Raw genomic sequence first — 22,235 nt, 5'->3', positions numbered from 1 at the left:
CCAGCGCGGCATGGCGGTGATCAGCGCCTTGCTGATCGCGACCGTCGTGGCGGTCATCGCCGCCGGCATGATCGCCCGCCAGGCGCGCATCACCCGCGCCGTGGAGAGCGAGCAGCAGCGCCTGCAGGGCGCCTGGGCCGCGCGAGGTGCCCTGGAGTGGAGCCGCCAGCGGCTCTGGGAGGCGCGCCTGCGCGAGGCGGCCACCCGTCTCGACCAGGCCTGGGCACAGCCGCTGCGCAACCTGAACCTGGGCGAGGGCATCGCCTTCGAGGGCGCGATCATCGACGAACAGGGCCGCTTCAACCTGCGCAACCTGGTGCAGGACGACCAGCTCGACCCGCTGGAGATGGCCACCTTCGAACGCCTCTGCGCGCTGCTCGGCGTGCCGCCGGAAGTGGCCTCGCGCATCGCCCGCCGGGTGATCGACGGCTATGCCTATCGCCTACAGCCGCCCCGCAGCGAGCCGGCCGGCGGCAGCGGTTTCGACAGCGGCCGGCTGACCTCGCCCGAGGCAGAGGATCGCGCCATCGAAGCCAGACGCCCCATGCTGCGCCGCCTGGAGGACCTCGCCGGGTTGCCCGGCGTACCCGCCGACGTGCTGCAGCGCCTGGCGCCCTTCGTCACGCTGCTGCCCATGCCCACCTGGGTCAATGGCAACACCACCTCCGCCGAGGTGATCGCCGCGCGGGTGCCCGGCCTCGGCCTGGAGCGCGCCCGCGCCCTGGTCGCCGAGCGCGACCGCGGGCAGTGGTTCATCAACAGCGGTGACGTGCTCAACCGCCTGCGCATGCCCGACCTGACCACCGAGCGGGTGCGCATCGGCATCACCAGCGAGTGGTTCCTGGTGCGCGGGCTGGCCCGCGCCGGCGAGCGTCGCAGCCCGGTGGAGGCCCTGCTGCTGCGTGCCGAGGAGAGCCAGCCGCGCATCGTCTGGTCGCGGGTGGGCGCATGAACGCGTCGCTGCGGATCGCCCTGCCGCCCCTGGCCGGCCTGGGGCCCGACAGCCAGGTGGAACATGCCTGGCTGGATCGCCAGGGACACCTCGCCAGCGAGGGGCGGGCCAGCCTCGCCGAACTCGGCCGCCAGGCCCGTGGCAAGGCCGTGGAGCTGACCCTGCACCCGGACGACAGCCTGCTGGCCAGCCTCGAACTGCCGCCGCTGCCCGCCGCGCGCCTGGGCGATGCGGTGCGCTGTGCGGCCGATGGCCTCGTGCTCGGGGGCGGCGACGCGCTGCACCTGGTGCACGGCCCGCGCCAGGCGGACGGCCGGGTGCAACTGGCCTGGCTGGAGCGCGAGCGCCTGCAGCGCCTGCTGCAGTGCCTGCGCCAGTGCGCGCTGGAGCCCCGTGGCCTGTATGGCGCGCCGTTCTTCCTGGGCGTCGACGCCGGAGCCGCCTGCGTGCAGCTGCGTGACGGCCAGTTGCTGGTGCGTGAGAGCGTTCAGGGCGCCTGGGTGCACCCCCTGCCCGAGGACTGCGCGCCGCGCCTGCTGGAGAGCGGCGAGGCACCGCGCTGGCCTGGCGATGTCCCCGAGGGCCTGCCGGGCGAGGCGGTCGATGCCAGCCGTCGCTGGACCGGCCCGGTGCCCGCCTGCAACCTGCTGCAGGGGTTGGCGGGCCCCGTCCGCGGGCCACGGCGCTGGGGCCGGGCACTGGCCTGTTGCGCCCTGGCCGTTGGCGTCTGGACCCTCGGCCTCAACCTGCACGCCACCCAGATGGCCCAGCAGGGGCAGGCGCTCAAGCAGCAGATGTCGCAGCGGGTGAAACAGGTCTTCCCGCAGCTGCCCGTGGTGCTCAATCCGCTGCAGCAAGCCCGCCAGCAACGCGACGCGCGCCTGGCCGGCGGCAGCCAGGATGGGCCCGGTCGCTTCGCCGCCCTGGTGCAGCAGGCCGTGGTCGCCATGCCGTTCGCCCTGGGCACCCTCGAATCCCTCGACTACGACGGCGAGACCCTGCGCCTGGTGCCCCGTGCCGGGGCCCGCAAGCCTCCGGTGGACCCGGCCTGGCAGGCGAGCCTGGCCCAGGCCGGGTTGCAGGCGGCCATCGGCGCGGATGGCTGGAGCCTGAAGCCGCTGCCACCGGGCGACGCCCCCAGTGGCGAGGCCGGCCGCGATGAATGAGCGCCTGCAACGCCTGCGCAGCGCCTGGTACCCGCAGAGGGCCCAGGCCCGCCAGCGCTGGCAGCGGCTGGGCCCGCGCGACCGGCGCATCCTGCGCCTGGCGGCCATCGCGCTGCCGCCGATGCTGCTGTGGTTCGCCCTGATCGAACCGCCCCTGGCGCGCATCGAGCACTGGCAGGCCGAGCTGCCGCGCCTGCGTGCCCAGGCACAGACCCTGGAAGCGGTGCTGGCCGAGGTGCAGGGGCCGGCGGCCCTGGCGCCGGGCGCATCGCTGGAATCGCTGTTGCGCCAGGGGCTGGATGGCAACGGCCTGGCCGGCCACTACCAACTGCACGTGGACGGTCCGCGCTGGCAGCTGGAACTGCAAGGCGCCCCGGCGCAAGGGGTGATGGACTGGCTGCTGGGCGTGACCCCGAGCCTGCCGCTGGAGCTGCGCCAGGTGCGGCTGCGGCGCGACGGCGGGACAGAAAGCGAACGGACGGACGCCCGGCTTTCCGGCGTCGTCGGCATGGAACAGGCGCCAGGCGCTAAGGAATCCTCATGAAGCGGTTCGATGGACAAGGGCTGCGGCGACCGCTGCGGCATGGGGCGGCGATTTCCCTCGCGGCGGTGCTCGCCGCCTGCAGCCAGTCCGGCGGCACGCCGCCGCCGCTGCCGATCCCTGCCGCCAGCGAGCTGGGCCGGCCCATGGCGCGGGTGGGGCAGGGTGACGCCCTGGTGGAACGCGAGCGCACCCAGGCCCAGGCCGAGCGCCAGCAGCAGGTGGCGCGGGCGCAGCGCGCACAACAGGCCGCCCGGCACCCCGGCACGCCGCCCCGGGACACCCGCGCCACCGGGCTGGGCGAGCAGCCGGTGCAGCTGAACTTCGTCGAGGCCGACATCCCCGCCGTGCTGCGTGCGCTGTCGCGCGCCACCGGCCGGCAGTTCCTCGCCGACCCCCGGGTCAAGGGCCAGCTGACCCTGGTCTCCGAGGGCGAGGTGCCGGCCCGTACCGCCTACGACATGCTCCTGGCGGCGCTGCGCATGCAGGGCTTCTCGGTGGTGGAGGTGGGCGGCGTCAGCCAGGTGGTGCCGGAGGCGGACGCCAAGCTGCTCGGCGGCCCGGTCAGCGCCGCCGACCGTCCGGCGGGCAATGGCATGGTCACCCGCACCTACCGCCTGCAGTACGAGAACGCGGTGAACCTGATCCCGGTGCTGCGCCCCATCGTCTCGCCGAACAACCCGATCAACGCCTACCCGGGCAACAACACGGTGGTGGTCACCGACTACGCGGAGAACCTCGAGCGGGTCGCGGCGATCATCGCCAACATCGACGTGCCCGGCTCCATCGACACCGACGTGGTGCCGGTGCAGAACGGCATCGCCACCGACATCGCCGCGATGGTCGCCGAGCTGATGGAGAGCCCGGGCAACGATGCCACGCAGAAGGTCGCGGTGATCGGCGACCCGCGCTCCAACAGCATCATCCTGCGTACCGGCAGCCCCGAACGCAGCGAGCTGGCCCGCCAGCTGATCGCCAAGCTCGACAGCGCCCAGGGCAACCCCAGCAACCTGCACGTGGTGTACCTGCGCAACGCCCAGGCCAACAAGCTGGCCCAGGCCCTGCGCGGCCTGCTCACCGGCGAGGGCGAGGGCGCCGGCCAGGGCGACGGCAGCCGTGCCCAGCTCAACGGCGGCAACCTCGGCGGCAGCATGCAGAACACCACGGGCAGCGGCACCAGCTCCGGCACCTCCACCGGCGGCAACGGGCAGGCCGGCAGCTCCGGTGGCTACGGGCAGTCGGGCGGCGGCCTGCTGTCGGCGGCCAAGGGGCCGGGCGGCCAGGAGGGCGCGGTGGCCTTCTCCGCCAATGGCGTCACCGTGCAGGCCGATACCACCACCAACACCCTGCTGATCTCCGCGCCGGACCCGCTGTACCGCAACCTGCGCGAGGTCATCGACCTGCTCGACCAGCGCCGCGCGCAGGTGGTGATCGAGAGCCTGATCGTCGAGGTCAGCGAGGACGACACCAGCGAATTCGGCATCCAGTGGCAGGCCGGCAACCTGGCCGGCAACGGCTGGATCGGCGGCGCCAACCTCGGCGGCGCGGGCCTCAACACCGCCGCCAAGAACAGCATCGACGTGCTGCCGGGCGGCCTCAGCATCGGCAAGGTCTCCGGTGGTGTGGACATCCCCGGCATCGGCCGCGTGCTCGACCTCAAGGTCCTGGCCCGCGCGCTGAAGAGCAAGGGCGGCACCAACGTGCTGTCCACGCCCAACCTGCTCACCCTGGACAACGAGGCGGCGAGCATCTTCGTCGGCCAGACCATTCCCTTCGTCAGCGGCAACTACGTCACCAATGGCGGCGGCACCAGCAACAACCCGTTCCAGACCATCGAGCGCGAGGAGGTGGGCCTGCGCCTCAACGTGCGGCCGCAGATCTCCGAGGGCGGCACGGTGAAGCTGGACATCTACCAGGAGGTCAGCAGCGTCGACGAGCGCGCCGACAACGACGCCGGCACCGTGACCAACAAGCGCGCCATCGACACCAGCATCCTCCTCGACGACGGGCAGATCATGGTGCTCGGCGGGCTGCTGCAGGACAGCTTCGTGCAGAGCAGCGACGCCGTGCCCGGGCTCGGCAGCCTGCCCGGCATCGGCGCGCTGTTCCGCAGCGACCGCCGCGCCCGGACCAAGACCAACCTGATGGTGTTCCTGCGGCCCTACATCATTCGCGACGACGGCGTGGGGCGCAGCATCACCCTCAACCGCTACGACTTCATCCGCCGTGCCCAGGGCGCGTTGCAGCCCGAGCGCAAGTGGTCCCTCAGCGACATGCAGGCGCCGCAGCTGCCGCCGGCCGAACAAGCCATGCCGCTGGAGCCGGCCGCGCCGCTGCCGGCCCCGCAACCCCGGCCCATGCGCGCCGTGCCGCTGCGCCCGGGCGAGCAGCCATGAGCGCGCTGCCCTACGCCTGGGCCCGCGCCCAGCGCCTGCTGCTGCAGGGCGAGGGGGAGGGCGCGGTGCTGCTGGTGAGCCCCAGCACCCCCGGCTGGGCCATTGGCGAGGTGCGCCGCCGCCATGGCGCGACGGCCATCCAGCGGGTCACCGAGGCCGAGCTGGAAACCCTGCTGGCCAGCGCCTACGCCGATACCGGCAGCGCCGCGGCAGTGGTCGGCGCCGCCGAGAGCGAGGTGGACCTGGACCGCCTGCTGCAGGACATGCCCGAGGTCACCGACCTGCTGGATACCGAGGACGGCGCACCGGTGATCCGCATGATCAATGCCCTGCTGACCCAGGCCGCGCGGGACGAGGCCAGCGACATCCACATCGAGCCCTTCGAGACCCATTCGGTGGTGCGCTACCGGGTGGATGGCGCGCTGCGCGACGTGGTCGCCCCGCGCAAGGCGTTGCACGCGGCGCTGGTGTCGCGGATCAAGATCATGGCGCAGCTGGACATCGCCGAGAAACGCCTGCCGCAGGACGGCCGCATCGCCCTGCGGGTGGCCGGGCGGCCCATCGACGTGCGCGTCTCAACCGTGCCCACCGGCCACGGCGAGCGGGTGGTGATGCGCCTGCTGGACAAGCAGGCCGGGCGCCTGCGCCTGGAGACCCTGGGCATGGCGCCGACGCTGCTGGAGCGGCTCGACCGGCTGATCCACCAGCCCCACGGCATCGTGCTGGTCACCGGGCCCACCGGCAGCGGCAAGACCACCACCCTCTACGCCGCCCTGGCGCGGCTGGACGCCGCCACCAGCAACATCCTCACGGTGGAGGACCCGGTGGAATACGACCTTCCGGGCATCAGCCAGATCCAGGTCAACGCGCGCATCGACATGAGCTTCGCCCTGGCCCTGCGCGCGATCCTGCGCCAGGACCCGGACATCATCATGATCGGCGAGATCCGCGACCTGGAGACGGCGCAGATCGCCGTGCAGGCCTCCCTCACCGGCCACCTGGTGCTGGCCACGCTGCACACCAACGACGCCGTCTCCGCCGTCACCCGCCTCACCGACATGGGCGTGGAGCCCTTCCTGCTGGCCTCCAGCATGCTCGGCGTGCTCGCCCAGCGCCTGGTGCGCCGCCTCTGCATGCAATGCCGCGAACCCGACCCGGGCGTTCCCGGGCAGTGGCGCGCGGTGGGCTGCGCCGCCTGCAACCACACCGGCTACAGCGGCCGTACCGGCATCCACGAACTCTTCGTGATCGACGACGACATCCGCCGCCTGATCCACCAGGGCGAGGCCGAGCAATGCCTGCGCGAGGCCGCCCGCGCCGCCGGCATGGCCAGCATGCGCGAGGACGGCGAGCGCTGGGTGCGGGACGGCTTCACCACGCCCGAGGAAATCCTCCGCGTGACGAGGGACGCCTGATGAACCGCTACCGTTTCGAAGCCGCCGACGCCAGCGGCCGCATCGAGAGCGGCACCCTGGAGGCCGACAGCCCGCGCGGTGCCATGGGGCTCTTGCGCAGCCGTGGCCTGACGCCCCTGGAGCTGGCCGAGGAGGAGGGCGGTGGCAGCGCCGCTGGCGGCCTGCTCGCGCCGCGCCTGTCCGATGGCGACCTGGCCTGGGCCACCCGCCAGCTGGCCAGCCTGCTGGCGGCGGGGCTGCCCCTGGAGTCGGCGCTGTCGGCCACCGTCGACCAGGCCGAGCGCCGCCACATCGCCGAGACCCTGGGCGCGGTCCGCACCGACGTGCGCAGCGGCATGCGCCTGGCCGAAGCCCTGGCCGCGCGCCCGCGCGACTTCCCCGACATCTACCGCGCGCTGATCGCCGCCGGGGAGGAGTCCGGCAACCTGGCCCAGGTGATGGAGCGCCTGGCCGACTACATCGAGGAGCGCAACAACCTGCGCGGCAAGATCCTCACCGCCTTCATCTACCCCGCGGTGGTGGGGCTGGTGTCCATCGGCATCGTCATCTTCCTCCTCGGCTTCGTCGTGCCCCAGGTGGTCAGCGCCTTCTCCCAGGCGCGCCAGGACCTGCCGGCGCTGACCCGGGTGATGCTCCAGGCCAGCGACTTCGTGCGGGCCTGGGGCGTGCTCTGCTTCGCCGGCATCGCCGGGGCCTTCTGGGGCTGGCGGCTGTACCTGCGCGACGGCGCCGCGCGCCTGGCCTGGCACGCCCGTGTGCTGCGCCTGCCGCTGCTGGGGCGCTTCGTGCTGGGGGTGAACACCGCGCGCTTCGCCTCCACCCTGGCGATCCTCGGCAGCGCCGGCGTACCGCTGCTGCGCGCCCTGGACGCCGCCCGCGAGACCCTGGCCAACGACCGCCTGGCCGCCTGCGTGGCCGACGCCACCCTCGCCGTGCGCGAAGGCATCAGCCTGGCCAGCGCGCTCAAGGCCGGCGGCGTGTTCCCGCCGATCCTCATCCACCTCATCGCCAGCGGCGAGAAGACCGGCTCCCTGCCGCCCATGCTCGACCGCGCCGCGCAGACCCTCTCCCGCGACATCGAGCGCCGCGCCATGGGCATGACCGCGTTGCTGGAGCCGCTGATGATCGTTGTCATGGGCGGCGTGGTGCTGACCATCGTCATGGCCGTGCTGCTGCCCATCATCGAGATCAACCAGCTGGTGCAGTAGCGAGCTGTCTGTCGAGTGGACCCCCGCGTTCGCGAGGGTGACGAGGCGAGCAGGGAGGTTTCAGTGCACCGTCATCACCCTGTACGCGGGGACCCACTGAACAAGCCGAGCCTCGTCCCGTACATCAGGATTTTCCGGAAGCACCGAGCGGCGGTGCGCACGGCACACCCTACGGCACGGGTTCATCCTGCCGAGCCCCTTCGCGAATGAATTCGCTCCCACAAAAAACCACTGACCGGCACCGGCCTTGCCAACACCTGAGCCCCGTCTCCGGGCCACTCGGGTTCATCCTTCAGTCATGCAACGACGGCCCCGCTCAGCAATGGCGGGAGAGGGTGATCCATAGCCAGCGTAAACGGCCGCAGGGACTGGCCGACATGTCAGGAAAGTTTCGTTAACTCCCGAGAAGTACTGGAAAAAATCCGTACAGGCTCCCGAGGTTTTTTCCTTTCTCTGTCACCGGAAATTGAGAGCTTCTACCTCGTGGCCAGCCCACCGACGAGCAGGGGAATGTGGCTCGGGGCCAGGCCGCAGCGTGATGCAAGAGCGAACCACTCAACGTCCAGACACGATGAAAGGAGATTCTTCATGTTCAAGCGCAATGTTCTCGCTGTTTCCATGGCCGTCGCCGGCCTGTGCTCCGCCCAGGCCATGGCTGCCGTAGTCGGTGGCGGCGCCACTCTGCCGCAGAACCTGTACAACACCGCTACCGTCCTGCCGTCGGGCTTCAACGCCTACATCGGCGTGGGCAGCGGCGCTGGCAAATCCGCCGTGCTGACCAACGACTCCACCAAGCTGGGCCTGGCTGCCGGCATCACCGTCGACTACGCCGGCAGCGATTCCATCCTGTCCGCCAGCGAGATCTCCACCTACCAGGCCGCCCACCAGTCCCCGGCCGTTCCCACCACCAGCGCCGCCAACTGGGGCCCGCTGGTCCAGGTTCCCTCGGCCGCCACTTCGGTGACCATCCCCTACAAACTGACCCTGGCCGGTGGCGCCGCGCTGAACAACCTGGACCTGACCAGTGCTCAGCTGTGCGACATCTTCTCGGGCACCATCACCACCTGGAACCAGGTCAACGCCAGCTACCCGTCCACTCCCATCACGGTCGTCTACCGTGCCGGCAGCAGCGGTACCACCGAGATCTTCACCCGTCACCTGAACAGCCAGTGCTCGGCCAAGTTCACCGCCAACAGCACCTTCACCACCGCTAATGTCGGTGCCGAGCCGGCTTCCTGGATCGCTGCCACCGGCAGTGCCAACCTGGCCAGCACCGTCGCTTCCACCGAAGGCGCCATCGGCTACGTCGGCCCGGAAGACGTCGATGCCACCAACAACGCCGTAGTGGCCAAGGTCAACGGCCTGCTGCCCACCATCGGCAACGTCACCACCGCGCTGAGCACCATCGCTCCGCCGTCCACCGCCGCTGACCGCGCCGACCCCTCCAAGTGGGTTCCGGTACTGGCCAACCCCGCCAGCGGCTACAAGATCGTCGGCTACACCAACCTGGTGTTCAGCCAGTGCTACAAGGACAGCGCCGACCAGACTGCCATCCGCAACTTCATCAACCGTCACTACACCCTTTCCGACGCCTCCAACAACGATGACGAGATCATCGCCAACAAGCTGATCCCGCTGACCGACGACTGGAAGACCGCTGTTCGCAACAGCTTCTTCCTGGTGAGCAGCTCCCTGGCTGTGGGTAACACCACCGCTTGCACCGGCATCGGCCGTCCGCTCTAAGCCCTGATCGGGTCCCCGCACCACGAACCGGCAATGGCCTCGCGCCCTTGCCGGTTTTCCTGTTTCAGCCGCCTGCCGGGCAGATGAACTTTGCATGACAAAAGTTCGGTCGGAGGCCGCTGGCACCGCCTTGGGGTATAGCCATGGCGCGCACCTCAGGGGAGGGCGATGCGCCCGTCTTTCGCGAGAACACAAGGACCCGTAGTGATGCGTTCCCAGCCGAGCAAGCCCGCTTCCCGCACCGCCACCCGCCACGACGGCTTCCTGCCGCTCAAGCCCCTGGCCCAGGCCATCGCCCTGATGCTGCTGGCCGGCGGCGCCCAGGCGGAGCCGGCCTTCAGCGCCGCCTGGTTCGCCGCCAAGGGCGCGGCCCAGGCCTCGGGCACCACGCGGCCGACCACCCCGGCGCCGGGCACGCCGCCGCCCCTGGCCCAGCAGCAACGGGTGCAGGAGCGCCTGGGGCGCAGCTTCGCCAACATGAACAACACGGTGGCGGCCATCGCCGCGGCCCAGGCCGCCCAGGCGGCGGGGCGGGCCGCTGCCTCCAGCGGCCCGCAGACCATTCATAACGGCCTGGGCGGCAACGGCCTCAACGTGGTGATCGGCCCGGACGGCAAGCCGCTGTTCGTCAACGCCGAGGGGCCGGTGCAGACCGACGCCAATGGCAAGGTGCTGGTCTCCATCAAGCAGACCGCCGACAAGGCCATCCTCAACTGGGAGACCTTCAACGTCGGCCGCGACACCACCGTGGCCTTCCAGCAGGACGCCAGCTGGGCCCTGATGAACAAGGTCAACAACAGCACGGCGCCGAGCCAGATCCAGGGCCAGATCAAGGGCGACGGCACGGTGATGATCCTCAACGGCAACGGCGTGGTGTTCAGCGGCAGCAGCCAGGTCAACGTGCGCAACCTGGTGGCCGCGGCCACCGACTTCAGCGACGAGCAGTTCAAGACCGGCGGCCTCTACAGCGGCAGCAACCCGGCCTTCACCAACGCCCAGGGCACCATCCGCGTTGAGCAGGGCGCGCAGCTCAACACCGCCGCGCCGGCCACCTCCACGGCCGGCGGCGGCTACGTGCTGCTGCTGGGCAAGGAGGTGGACAATGCCGGCACCATCGCCACGCCCAAGGGCCAGGCGCTGCTGGCGGCGGGCGACAGCTTCACCATCCGCAAGGGCTATGGCACCGACGGCAGCCCGACCTCCACCACCCGTGGCAACGAGGTGACCATCGGCGGCACGGGCACCGTGACCAACAGCGGGGTGATCCTCGCCGCCAGCGGCGACGTGACCCTGGCGGGCAACCAGGTGCGCCAGAACGGCGCGGCCCTGGCCAGCACCTCGGCCGATGCCCGTGGCACGGTGCACCTCACCGCAACCGGCGCCAACGGCAGCGTGACCCTGGGCGAGGGCAGCACCACCGCCATCCTGCTGGACGCCAGCGCCACGGCCCTGGACAGCCAGCGCGATGCGCTGATCGCCCCGGCGGTGACCCAGGACGGCAAGGTGATTCCCGGCGACGCCTACCGCCGCGACCTGTCCCTGGTGCAGATCGACAGCAGCGGCACCGTGGACTTCCAGAAGGGCTCCATCACCCTGGCCACCGGTGGCCAGGTGGCGGTCAACGCCGGCCAGCGCAGCCTGGTGCGCGATGGCGCGGTGATCGACGTCTCCGGCGCCACCGGGGTCAAGGTCGCGATGGAGTCCAACAGCGTCAAGGTCAACCTGCAGGGCAACGAACAGCGCGACTCCTCGGTCAACCGCGATGGCGGCGGCCTGAACAACAACGACGTCTGGGTCGATGTGCGCGACCTGGTGTTCGTGCCCGCCGGCACCAACGGCTATGCCACGGACCGCTGGTACACCGCCGGCGGCCTGCTGGAGGTCAGCGGCTACCTGGGCACCCAGGGCCACAGCGTGGCGGAGTGGATGGCCCAGGGCGGCACCGTCAGTTTCACCGGCAACGAGGTGGTGACCCAGGCCGGCTCGCAGATCAACCTCTCCGGCGGCACCCTGGACGTGCAGGCCGGCACTATCAGGCAGACCTGGCTCAAGGGCGCCGACGGGCGCCTCTACGAGCTCTCCAGCGCGCCGGGGGACATCCTCTACACCGGCCTCTACAAGGGCTACGAGGACCACAGCCAGCGCTGGGGCCAGACCGACTACTACTACACCCCGCTGATCGCCCCGAACGAGCGCAAGGAAGGCGGCTACACCGTGGGCCGCGACGCCGGCACCCTGGTGATCGGCACCCGCAACGCCGTGCTGGAAGGCACCCTGGCCAGCGACACCTACCAGGGCGAGCGCCAGACCCGTGGCGCCCAGGCCGGGCTCGACGGCTACAGCCAGTCGCAGAAGGCCGTGGCCCGTGGTGCCCAACTGGTGGTGGGCAGCTACACCCCCTGGTACGTGAAGAGCAGCGGCACCCTGGAATACGCCCTGGGCGCCGATGCCAACACCCTGAAGAACGTGATCCTCGGCGAGGGCGGCACCCGCATCGCCGATGGGCTGGACCTGGGTTCGGCCCTGCCGGCCGGCCGCCAGGGCACCCTCTACCTTGACAGTGCCCAGCTCAACGGCTTCAACCTGGGGGCGATCAAGGTGGCCGCCAGCGAGGGCATTCGCGTCGATGGCGACCTGCAGGTGGCCCCGGCGGGCAACGTCACCCTGTTCGGCCCGAAGGTGCAGGTGAACGCCGACATCACCGCCCATGGCGGCAGCATCCGGCTGGGCAACGTGCTCAACCAGATCACCGCCAACGGCAAGGCCGATACCACGCTGGGCGGAGCGGCGTCCGTCATCCTCGCCAGTGGAGCCAGGCTCGATACCAGCGGCCTGTGGAGCAACCTGCTGCTGGACCCGAACGACAGCCGTGCGCTGGCCTACCTCGATGGCGGCAGCGTCTCCCTGCGCAGCAGCGGCAGCACCCTGCTGGGTAGCGGCAGCCTGGTGGACGTCTCCTCCGGCGCCGCGTTGCTGGCCAGCGGCAAGCTGCAAGGCGGCAAGGGTGGCAACCTGACCCTGGCGGCCAACGCCAACACCGACAGTGGCGCAGGTGTGCTGGGCCTGGGCGGCGAGCTGCGCGGCCAGGGCGTCAAGGGCGGTGGCACCCTGGCGTTGCAGGCCGGCAAGGTGCTGATCAGCGACAGCGCCACCTCGGCCGATGCCGGCACCCTGCTGCTGCGTGGCGACTTCTTCGCCAAGGGCTTCTCCGCCTACGAGGTGGCGGGCAACCGTGGCCTTGAGGTGGCCGAGGGCACCCGGGTGGATGTGAGCATGCCGGTGTACCGGCAGGGCGAAGGGGCGACCAACCTGGCCACGGGCGGCGCGCCCCGTGACGCCCTGGAAACCTGGACGCCCCCGGTCTATCTGGACGATGCCGCCAAGGGCGTGCTGACCCAGCGCCAGGGCGCCAGCCTGTCGCTGCGCGCCGGCAGCGGCATCACGGCGGCGGGTGATATCGCCACCACCCCTCTGCTGGTGGGCAAGGGGGCGATACTCAACGTCGACCCCGGCCAATCCATCGGCCTGGCCGGCATCGGCCAGGTGACGGTGGACGGGACCCTGAACGCCTGGGGCGGACGGATCAAGGTCAACTCGATCATCGTTTCGGCCCCGGATACCGAGCTGCAAAAACCGCTGGAGACCTACCAGTCCATCTGGATCGGCGACAATGCCTTGCTGGATGCCGCCGCACGCGCCGTCACGGCCGTGGACAGCCGTGGCAATCGCTATGGCACGGTGCGCAACGGCGGCAGCATCGTCATCGGCGGTGAGATCGATCACGCCACGGGCGGCCTCACCGCCACCGACGCCTTCGTGGTGGTACGCCAGGGCGCGCGCCTGGACGCATCCGGTGCCCAGGCCGTGCTGGACATCCCGGGGCAGGGCGCCACCCCCGTGGCCAGCCATGGCGGCAGCATCGCCTTCGCGTCCACCAGCGGGCTTTATCTGGACGGCCAGTTCAAGGCCGAGGCCGGTGGCGCAGGGGCATCGGGGGGCAGCCTCTCCGTTGCACTCGGTGCCCCGTCCTATCGGATAAACGACCCCAGGGCGACCGATGCGGTACGCCAGGCGCGGGAGCTGGTCCTGGCGCAACACCAGGGCGAATCGCTGCCGAGCGGCGGTGAGCCGGGCCAGGGCGCCGCCTGGCTGCAATACGGACACGGTCGGCTGGGCGTGGATCAGGTGGTGGGCGGGGGCTTCGACAACCTTTCCCTGCTCAGCACCGGTTTGCTCAGCTTCGACGGCAGCCTGAACCTGGACATGGCCAATGCGCTCAACCTCTATGCCGGTACCTACGCCCTGGCCGAGACCGCCGCTGCAGGATCCATCGTTGATTTGCGGGGCGGCTACCTGCGCCTGGCCGGGGCATTGGGGGCGCCTGCAGACAGCGCAAGTACGGACACCGCCATCCGCGTCGGCAGCTCACAGCGCGCTGCCACGGGTCGGTTGAACCTGTCGGCCCGAGGCCTGCTGGATGTGCGCGATGCCGTCAGGCTGGGCGCCCGGGGCAACATCCTGATGCTGCAGGGGGGCGCGCAGGTGGTGGACCGTCGGGCCTTCTCCGATGTGCACCTGAGCAGCCAGGGGGACCTGCGGCTGCTGAGCACGGAGGATGCCCGCGCCATGCGCCTGCAAGTGCCCGGCAACCTGGCCATGAGCGCCGCCCAGATCTATCCGGGTACCGGTGTCAAAGGGCAGGTGAGTGCGTCGAGGATCGACATCGCCCGCAGCGGTAGCGGCCTGCCGTCCGTTCCCTACTCGGCCTTCGGCTCGCTCAGCCTGCAGGCGGACGTCATCAACCAGGGCGGCATCCTGCGTGCGCCGCTGGGCGATCTGATACTCGGCTACCAGGGCGACGCCACCCGCCCCGCCAGCATCGTCAACCTGCTGCCCGGCAGCCTCACCTCGGTCAGCGGTGCCGGCCTGGTGATCCCCTACGGCGGCACGGTGGACGGCAAGACCTGGCTCTACGACGGCGTGTCGCTGTCCAACGACCTGCTCAAGGAAGGGCAGAGCCTGATGCCGGGCAAGGTCGACCTGGTGGGGCAGGTGATCGATGTCGCCCAGGGCGCGGTGGTGGATGTATCCGGCGGTGGCGAGCTGGTCGGTGCGGGCTTCGTCTCCGGGCGCGGTGGCTCCACCGATGCGCGCTTCAACCCGCTGATGCAGTACGGCGCCGAGGGCTTCCTGCTGCCGGCCCTTGGCAGCAACCCGGTCTACGCCATCGTCCCCGGCGTGCAGGCGGGCTATGCGCCCCAGGGCGGCGAGGGCGGCGCGGTCGACCCCAGGGTGGGCCAGCAGATCACCATCGCCGCCGGCGTGCCGGGCCTGCCGGCGGGCACCTATACGCTGCTGCCATCCACCTATGCGTTGCTGCCGGGGGCCTTCCGCGTGGAGGTCAACGGCCTGGCCGGGCAGGGCGGCGTCATCGCCACCCAGGCCATGCGCAATGGCTCCTGGTCCACCGCCGGTACCCTCGGCCTGGCCAGCGGCGCGCGGGACAGCCTGGCCAGCCGGGTGATCCTCACCCCGGCCGACGTGCTGCGCCGCTACTCCCAGTACAACGAGACCCGCTTCAGCCAGTTCCTCCAGGCCGACGCGGCGCGCCTGGGCATCCCCGCCGCGTTGATGCCCAGGGACGCCAAGGCCTTCAACCTGAGTTTTGCGAACAACACCACCGACCGGCCCAGCTTCAGCTTCGCCGGCGAACTGCTCAAGGCGCGCGGGGAGGGCGGGCGCGGCAGCACCTCCAGCGTCACCCAGACCTCCACGGGCAACCTGGAGATCGTCAGGGCCGGGCAGGGCGCCACCGCCGGCTTCAACGGCGTGACCCTGACCGATGAATCCCTCAACGCCATCGGTGCCGGCAGCCTCAACATCGGCGCCTATGCGCGCTCCTTCTACGGCCAGGGCGGCAACTTCATCCAGTTCGACGACGGAGCCAGCAGCACGGGCGGTAGCGTGGCCCGCACCACCAACCTGGTACTGCGCAGCGGTGCGACCCTCAAGGCCCCGGAAGTCTTCCTGGTCACCTCCGGGCCCACCGGCGGCATCACGGTGGAGCAGGGCGCCAGCATCAGCACCCTGGGCCAGGGCGCGGCGCCCCGTGACTCCCGCGATGGCTACATCTACAAACCGGGGCGCAACAGCGTGCTGGCCGTCTCCAACGGTTACCTGAACATGCTGGCGCCCGACGCCGCCAACCCGCAGGAGCCGCAGAAGGCCCCGGGCAGCATCCGCATCGGCGTCTGCGACGGCATCTGCAGCGGCACCACCGGGCTCTATTCCGAGGGCACCATCGCCACGGCCACCGACAATGCCTTCGAACTGGGCGAGGCGGTCAACTACGGCACCCGCAACCTGACCCTGGCAGTGGGCGGCATCAACGTCGGCAGTGCCGAGGCGCTGGCCGACCTCGCCGCCCGCAACCTGCTGCCCAGCGGCCTGACCCTCAACCAGCAGGTGCTCGACCGCCTGCTGCGCGGTGACACCAGCACCGGCGCGCCGGCCCTGGAGACCCTGGTGCTGGGCGCTCGCGACTCGCTCAACTTCTTCGGCAACGCCAGCCTGGATACCTACGCGGCCGACGGCAAATCGCGCCTCAAGGAACTGGTGCTGACCACCCCGGCCCTCTACGGCAAGGGCGAGGCGGGCGAGACCGCGCGCATCCACACCTCCAACCTGATCTGGAACGGCGCCCACAACGAGGCCGGTTCCATCATCGCCGGTGGTGCCGGCACCGGCGCGGGCAACCTGGTGATCGACGCCGAGCGCATCGAGTTCGGCTACCAGCCGGACGCGCAACCCACCGCCGCGACGATTCGCGATCGCCTGGCCGTGGGCTTCGCCAACGTCAACCTCAACGCCAGCGACCGCATCACCGCCAACCACAAGGGCGGCCTGTCGGTGTACCAGCGCCAGGACGGCTATGTCAGCGGCAAGGGCTTCCAGTACAGCGGCGGCAACCTGACCATCAGCACCCCGGTGATGACCGGCGGCGCCGGCTCAGTCAACCGCATCACCGCGGGTGGCGATATCCGCGTCAGCGCGCCCACGGGCAGCGTGCTGCCCAGCATCGGGGGCGATGCGCTGGGCGCCGAGTTGTCCTTCAGCGGCCGCAACCTGCTGCTGGAGGGGGCCGTGGTGCTGCCCAGCGGCAAGCTGAGCCTCAAGGCCGAGGCGCAACTGAGCCTCACCGATGCCGCGCGCATCGACCTCGCCGGGCGCAAGGTCACCTTCAACGACGTGAACAAGTACAGCTGGGGCGGCGACCTGATCCTGGAAAGCCGCAACGGCGACATCCGCCAGGCGGCCGGCTCGGTGATCGACCTCTCGGCCACGAACAACCAGGCCGGCAGCCTCAAGGCCACCGCCCTGGCAGCGGGTGCCGGCAGCGTCGACCTGCGCGGCAGCATCCTCGGTGGCAGCAGCGGTTACTACGACGCCGGCGGCACCCTGGTGCCGTTCAAGGCCGGCAGCGTGGATATCCGCGCCCAGCACCTGGGCAGTGGCAGCCTCAGCGACGACTTCGCCGCCCTCAACCAGCGGCTCAACCAGGGCCAGGTGTTCGGAGCCCGCAGCTTCCAGCTCAAGCAGGGCGACCTGGTGATCGGCGACGGCCTCAAGGCCGGGGCGATCAACGTCTCGGTGGACGGTGGCACGCTCACCGTCAACGGCACCGTGGACGCCAGCGGCGAGCGGGTGGGTTCCATCCGCCTGGCCGGCAAGCAGGGCCTGACCATTGGCGGCAATGCGCTGCTGGACGCCCACGGCACCCGCCTGCGGGTGGACAGCTACGGCAAGATCATCGACTCGCCCAACCGCGCCGTGGTGGAACTGGGCTCCGGCGACGGCCTGCTGACCCTGGCCGAGGGCGCACGTATTGACCTGCGCCACGGCACCGCTGCTACCAGTGGCCATGACGGCAAGGCCCGCGGCACCCTGGAACTGAACGCCCCGCGCCTGGGCGGCGCCACCGCCGGTGATATCGCCATCGACGCCAGCGGCAGCCTGGACATCCAGGGCGCCAGGCTGATCGCGGTGAACGGCGTGCAGCGCTACGACGATGCCCGCGAGGTCACCGACCCCGTCAACGGGCACACCTACCAGGAGATCGACCAGAACTACCTGGACCAGAAACACACCGACAGCCTGGCCTTCATCGACAACGCCCTGGCCAATGGCGCGCTGGTCAACGGCAAGCTGGCCGGCCTCAACAACGGCGCCTATGCCGACGCCTTCCACCTGCGCCCGGGCGTCGAGATCGTCAGCAAGACCGCTGATGGCGACCTGGTGGTGCAGGGTGACCTGGACCTTTCCGGCCATCGCTACGCAAGCCTCAATCCCCATACCCAGAAGCTGAATGGCGTCTACGGCTCGGGCGAGGTGGGCAACCTGGTGATCCGCGCCGGCGGCGACCTGAGTGTCTATGGCAGTCTCAACGACGGCTTCATGCCGCCGCCGGACACCCCGGACAACGACGGCTGGGTCCTGACGCCCGGCAAGCAGCCCTTCAATGGTGATGTGGTGGTGCCGCGCACGGGCATCGAACTGCAGGACGGCACCACCTACCTCTCCGGGGTGGTGCTCAATTTCGATCTGCCGCTGCAAGCGATCACCCTGGCCGCCGGCACCCGTCTGCCCGTAGCGGGTGAACTGGCGACCGGTATCTCCCTTCCGGCTGGCACGGTACTGGCGGGCGACATCCTCAACCCGGATCGCACCGTGGCTTACGCGGCCGGCACGCGCCTGAGTGCGGACCTGGCCCTGGCGCCGGGCATGATTCTCGGCAGCGGCTCCCTGCTGTTGGGCGACACCGCACTGACCGGGCTGATATGGCCCAAGGGCGTGGCGCTGCCAAGCCGTCCGGCCAGTACGACCAGCCTGTCCAACCCCAGCACCGTGGCGCAGCTCGGCGCCGTGCTGTTGCCGCTGGGTGCGCTGATCCCGGCGGGCACCGATGTGAAGCTGGCGGCGGGGGTGGAGAAGATCAACCTGCGCGGTGGCGATGGCAAGGGGCGCAACTGGGCCGCCGCACAGATGCTGCCGGAGGGCTCGCAGTCCTGGTCGGTGCGCCTTGTGGCCGGGGCCGACCTGGCCGCTGCCGACAACCGCCTGGTCGATCCCTACGCCGAGCGTGGCAGCCTGAAGGTGGCCGATACCCACTACGGGATGCTGGTCAGCCGTGTCCAGCTGCCGGGTGGCGGACCCGTGCCGGGCGGGCCCGGCGACCCGTTGGTACTGACCGAGCAGGCATCCCTGGATTACTGGGGTGACGGCACCTACACCGGGCGTCCGGTAGCGGAACTGGCCGTGCAGCTCGGCATGTCCGTCGAGGATTTCTGCGCTCAGAGCGCAGGCTTGTGCATGAACAGCGCGCTGGTGGTCACGGAAGAGGGGTCGACCCAATGGTGGGGCGACCTCAGTTTTGCCGGCCGCCCGGCCAGCGAGCTGGCCGACCAGTACGGCTGGACCGTGGACGAGTTCTGTTCCCAGGGGCCAGGGCTGTGCATCGCGCAGTCCGGCGAAGCGCAGTACGCATACGACTACAAGCCGGGTACCAGCGCCTTCAGTGTTCTGCGCACCGGGACCGGTGACCTCGACCTCGTCAGCGCGGGCGACCTCGGCATGCAGTCCCTGTACGGCATCTACACCGCCGGCAGCTCGGCGCTGAGCCTGGCGGAGTCGGCCGCCTTCAATCAGCCACGGAGTCTCGCCCTGCGTTCCAGTGGCATGCCCGATACCACGGTGCTGGGCAATAACGGCGGCAGCTACGAGGCCCTGGTCAATGGTGGGGCCAGCAGCCTCTATCGCGCCTGGTACCCGGATCATGGCGGCAACCTGCTGCTTTCCGTCGGCGGTGACCTGACCGGCGATATCCTCGGTTCCAAGCTGATGGGCGGTGGCGGACTCGACCAGCCTGAAAGCTCCAGCGTCGGCAGCTGGCTGTGGCGCCAGGGCGGCGGTGTCAATGGCGAAGTGCCCACGGCCTGGTGGATCAACTTCGGCACCTACATGCCCTTCCAGGACAACGTCGCCTTCACCGGTTTCACGGGGTTCGGAACCCTGGGGGGCGGCAACCTCTATGTACGTGTAGGCGGTGACGCCGGCATGCTGGCTGCCCGGGGCACCCTGGACAACACCATCGCCACCCGCAGCCAGGGGTTGGTACTGGCGGTGGGCTCGACCGGGCGCATGGTGGACGGTGAACTGGTGCTCACCGGCGGTGGCGACCTCGATCTGAAGGTGGGCGGCGGGCTCAACCCGGCCTTGACGGCGCGGGCGATGCTGGACGACCGGAGCCGCCCGGTCGCACAACGCCACGACCTGAATGGCAGCCTGGCCAACCTGCGTGGCACCGTGCGTGCCAGTGCGGGCTCCTTCGGCGGCATCGAGCAGGTCAATGGGCCGCTGCAGTTGCTGCAGGACCCTCGTGAAAGCCGTGCCTACGACCCCTTCAAGGCCACCATGGCCAGCGCCACCGGCGGCCTGGTACTAGTGCCGGGCGACGCCACCATCAGCCTGGGCGCCCGGGGTGACCTTGTGCTTGGCGGGGCGGCCGATGCCGGGCGGACCGACGCCCGCAATTGGCAGCCGGTGGATCTCGATGGCGGCAAGAGCATTGGCCGCTCCTGGTTCAGCCTGTGGACCGACCACACGGCCATCGACCTGTTCTCCGCAGGCGGCAACCTCACCCCCTCGACGCAGGTCGGTGAGCTTGCGGCGGGCTCCAGCGATAGTGTTCGGGACCGCATGGACTTCTCCGCCACCGATGGCCGGTTCGTCTATCCGTCGATCCTGCGCGCAGTCGCACCGGGCGGCAGCCTCTACTACGGCCCATCCGCGCTGTGGACGGACAACAGCCTGAACACCACCCGCTATTCGTTGTTGCTGGCACCCGGCAGCCGAGCGCAGCTGGAATTCCTGGCAGGCGACTCGATCTATGCAGGGGGTTATGCCATCACGCCCAGCAACGCGCCGGTGTCCAGCCTGGCCACCCCCTTCAACCCGGCGTTCTACTACTTCGACTCCAGAGGCGCCAACCAGGGAGACCTGTCTGGTGCCGGGGCCCTTGGGCGCAGCCTGTTCGCCTTTGGTGGCACGGGGACCCGCAGCGCCTACCGCGGTGCCGACGAGCCGGCCCGTTTCTACGCCCTCAACGGCGACATCATCGGGCTGCGTACCGGTGAGATCATCACCTTCGCCAGTGCACCGAGGGCGGGCGAGACCTGGTACGAAGCGGCTCGCCCGGCGCGCATCATGGCCGGCCGCGATATCGTCAACAGCGGCCAGCTGACCGGCACGCTGCTGTCGCAGTTCGCAGGCCTGGCCACCAGCACCGGCAACCTCTTCATCCACGACGACCCCACCGACATCTCCATCGTCTCGGCCGGCCGCGACATCCTCTACAGCACCTTCAACGTCGCCGGCCCCGGCTCCCTGGAGATCAGCGCCGGGCGCAACATCCTGATGGAGGACAAGGCTGCGGTGACCAGCCTCGGCGCCATCGTGCCGGGCGACAACCGGCCGGGGGCGGACATCGTCATGCAGGCCGGCGTCGGCAGCGGCCCGGACTACCTGGCCTTCGCCCAGCGCTACCTGGACCCGGCCAACCGCGTCGAGGCCGGCGGCAGCCTGGTGGGTGGCGGCGTGGCCAAGACCTACGAGGTGGAACTGGCGGCCTGGCTCGCCGAGCGGTTCGGCTTCAGCGGCACGAGCGAGGAGGCGCGCGCCTACTACGCCGCGCTGCCGGCGGAGCAGCAACGGGTGTTCGCCCGGGAGATCTACTTCGCCGAGCTGCGCGCCGGCGGCCGCGAGTACAACGATGAAGCCAGCCCGCGCTTCGGCAGCTACCTGCGGGGCCGCAACGCCATCGCCGCGCTGTTCCCCACCCACGACGTGGCCGGCAACGCGATCCTCTACCAGGGCGACATCACGATGTACGGCGGCGCCGGGGTGCACACCAACTTCGGCGGCGGCATCCAGATGCTCACCCCGGGCGGGCAACAGGTGTTCGGCATCGAGGGCGAGGCCCCGCCGTCCACCGCCGGGGTCATCACCCAGGGCACGGGCGACATCCAGCTGTTCGCCAACGGTAGCGTGCTGCTGGGCCAGAGCCGCATCATGACCACCTTCGGCGGCGACATCCTGGCCTGGTCCGCAGCCGGCGACATCAACGCCGGGCGGGGTTCCAAGACCACCCTGGTGTACACGCCACCGCGCCGGGTCTACGACAACTGGGGCAACGTCACCCTGTCGCCCACCGTGCCCAGCACCGGTGCCGGCATCGCCACCCTGGCGCCCATCGCCGAAGTGCCGCCGGGCGACATCGACCTGCTGGCGCCCCTGGGCACCATCGATGCGGGCGAGGCGGGCATCCGCGTCTCCGGCAACGTCAACATCGCCGCGCTGCAGGTGGTCAACGCCGCCAACATCCAGGTGCAGGGCAAGTCCAGCGGGGTGCCGGTGGTGGCCGCGGTGAACACCGGCGCGCTGTCCTCGGCCAGCTCGGCGGCCAGCTCCGCCAGCGACGCCGCCGAAGGCGTGGCCCGCGACCAGCAGGCCGCCTCGCGCCAGCGCCAGCCGTCGATCTTCACGGTCCAGGTGCTGGGCTTCGGCAACGAGCGCGTGGCGCCCTCCGGCGAAGGCGCCGGCCGCACCCCCACCTACGACCCCGGCAGCAGCGTGCAGGTACTCGGTGCCGGCCAGCTGGACGACCAGGTACGCAACCAGCTGACCCCGGAGGAACAGCGCAACCTGACCCTCTGACCCCACCCCCAGCCGCCCCTCGGGGCGGCACCCCTTTCCCGAG

8 protein-coding genes are annotated in these 22,235 nt (G+C 70.5%); all 8 read left to right on the top strand.

Annotated elements, in window-relative coordinates; genetic code table 11:
- Positions 1–10 precede the first annotated feature (10 nt).
- The 8 genes from gspK to HSX14_RS16355 all read left to right on the top strand — a co-directional run bounded on the left by gspK (position 11) and on the right by HSX14_RS16355 (position 22,192).
- Positions 11–952, top strand: a complete 942-nt coding sequence (gene gspK, locus HSX14_RS16390; RefSeq protein ID WP_173180208.1) for a type II secretion system minor pseudopilin GspK — start codon at positions 11–13, stop codon at positions 950–952.
- Positions 949–2,118: a type II secretion system protein GspL gene (gene gspL, locus HSX14_RS16385; RefSeq protein ID WP_173180198.1), complete on the top strand. Its 1,170-nt coding sequence runs from the start codon at positions 949–951 to the stop codon at positions 2,116–2,118. The genes gspK and gspL overlap by 4 nt, the downstream gene beginning before the upstream one ends.
- Complete coding sequence (gene gspM / locus HSX14_RS16380) at positions 2,111–2,662, top strand: type II secretion system protein M (RefSeq protein ID WP_173180196.1); 552 nt, start codon at positions 2,111–2,113, stop codon at positions 2,660–2,662. The genes gspL and gspM overlap by 8 nt, the downstream gene beginning before the upstream one ends.
- Positions 2,659–5,055 carry a type II secretion system secretin GspD gene (gene gspD, locus HSX14_RS16375; protein WP_173180194.1) on the top strand — a complete coding sequence of 799 codons (2,397 nt, stop codon included), beginning with the start codon at positions 2,659–2,661 and terminating at the stop codon, positions 5,053–5,055. The genes gspM and gspD overlap by 4 nt, the downstream gene beginning before the upstream one ends.
- Positions 5,052–6,470, top strand: a complete 1,419-nt coding sequence (gene gspE, locus HSX14_RS16370) for a type II secretion system ATPase GspE (RefSeq protein WP_173180192.1) — start codon at positions 5,052–5,054, stop codon at positions 6,468–6,470. Before gspD ends, gspE begins: the two co-directional genes overlap by 4 nt.
- Positions 6,470–7,678: a type II secretion system inner membrane protein GspF gene (gene gspF, locus HSX14_RS16365; protein WP_173180190.1), complete on the top strand. Its 1,209-nt coding sequence runs from the start codon at positions 6,470–6,472 to the stop codon at positions 7,676–7,678. The genes gspE and gspF overlap by 1 nt, the downstream gene beginning before the upstream one ends.
- Positions 7,679–8,266: 588 nt before the next feature.
- The gene (locus HSX14_RS16360) at positions 8,267–9,421 is read left to right on the top strand and encodes a substrate-binding domain-containing protein (RefSeq protein WP_173180188.1); all 1,155 of its coding nucleotides are present in this window, start codon (positions 8,267–8,269) and stop codon (positions 9,419–9,421) included.
- A 207-nt stretch (positions 9,422–9,628) separates the two neighbouring features.
- Positions 9,629–22,192 (top strand): filamentous hemagglutinin family protein, encoded by a 12,564-nt coding sequence (locus HSX14_RS16355; protein ID WP_173180186.1) that lies wholly within the window; start codon positions 9,629–9,631, stop codon positions 22,190–22,192.
- The last annotated feature ends 43 nt before the right edge of the window (positions 22,193–22,235 follow it).

Source organism: Pseudomonas tohonis (genome assembly GCF_012767755.2).
Taxonomy (GTDB): domain Bacteria; phylum Pseudomonadota; class Gammaproteobacteria; order Pseudomonadales; family Pseudomonadaceae; genus Metapseudomonas; species Metapseudomonas tohonis.
The sequence above is the reverse complement of the archived record's forward strand: the minus strand, read 5'-3'. Positions and strand labels throughout refer to the sequence as shown.

What these genes read in the sequence shown, in the direction of transcription:
- gspK (WP_173180208.1), top strand. Translation starts at nt 11, where the DNA reads ATGGCGGTGATCAGCGCCTTGCTGATCGCGACCGTCGTGGCGGTCATC.
- gspL (WP_173180198.1), top strand. Translation starts at nt 949, where the DNA reads ATGAACGCGTCGCTGCGGATCGCCCTGCCGCCCCTGGCCGGCCTGGGG.
- gspM (WP_173180196.1), top strand. Translation starts at nt 2,111, where the DNA reads ATGAATGAGCGCCTGCAACGCCTGCGCAGCGCCTGGTACCCGCAGAGG.
- gspD (WP_173180194.1), top strand. Translation starts at nt 2,659, where the DNA reads ATGAAGCGGTTCGATGGACAAGGGCTGCGGCGACCGCTGCGGCATGGG.
- gspE (WP_173180192.1), top strand. Translation starts at nt 5,052, where the DNA reads ATGAGCGCGCTGCCCTACGCCTGGGCCCGCGCCCAGCGCCTGCTGCTG.
- gspF (WP_173180190.1), top strand. Translation starts at nt 6,470, where the DNA reads ATGAACCGCTACCGTTTCGAAGCCGCCGACGCCAGCGGCCGCATCGAG.
- HSX14_RS16360 (WP_173180188.1), top strand. Translation starts at nt 8,267, where the DNA reads ATGTTCAAGCGCAATGTTCTCGCTGTTTCCATGGCCGTCGCCGGCCTG.
- HSX14_RS16355 (WP_173180186.1), top strand. Translation starts at nt 9,629, where the DNA reads ATGCGTTCCCAGCCGAGCAAGCCCGCTTCCCGCACCGCCACCCGCCAC.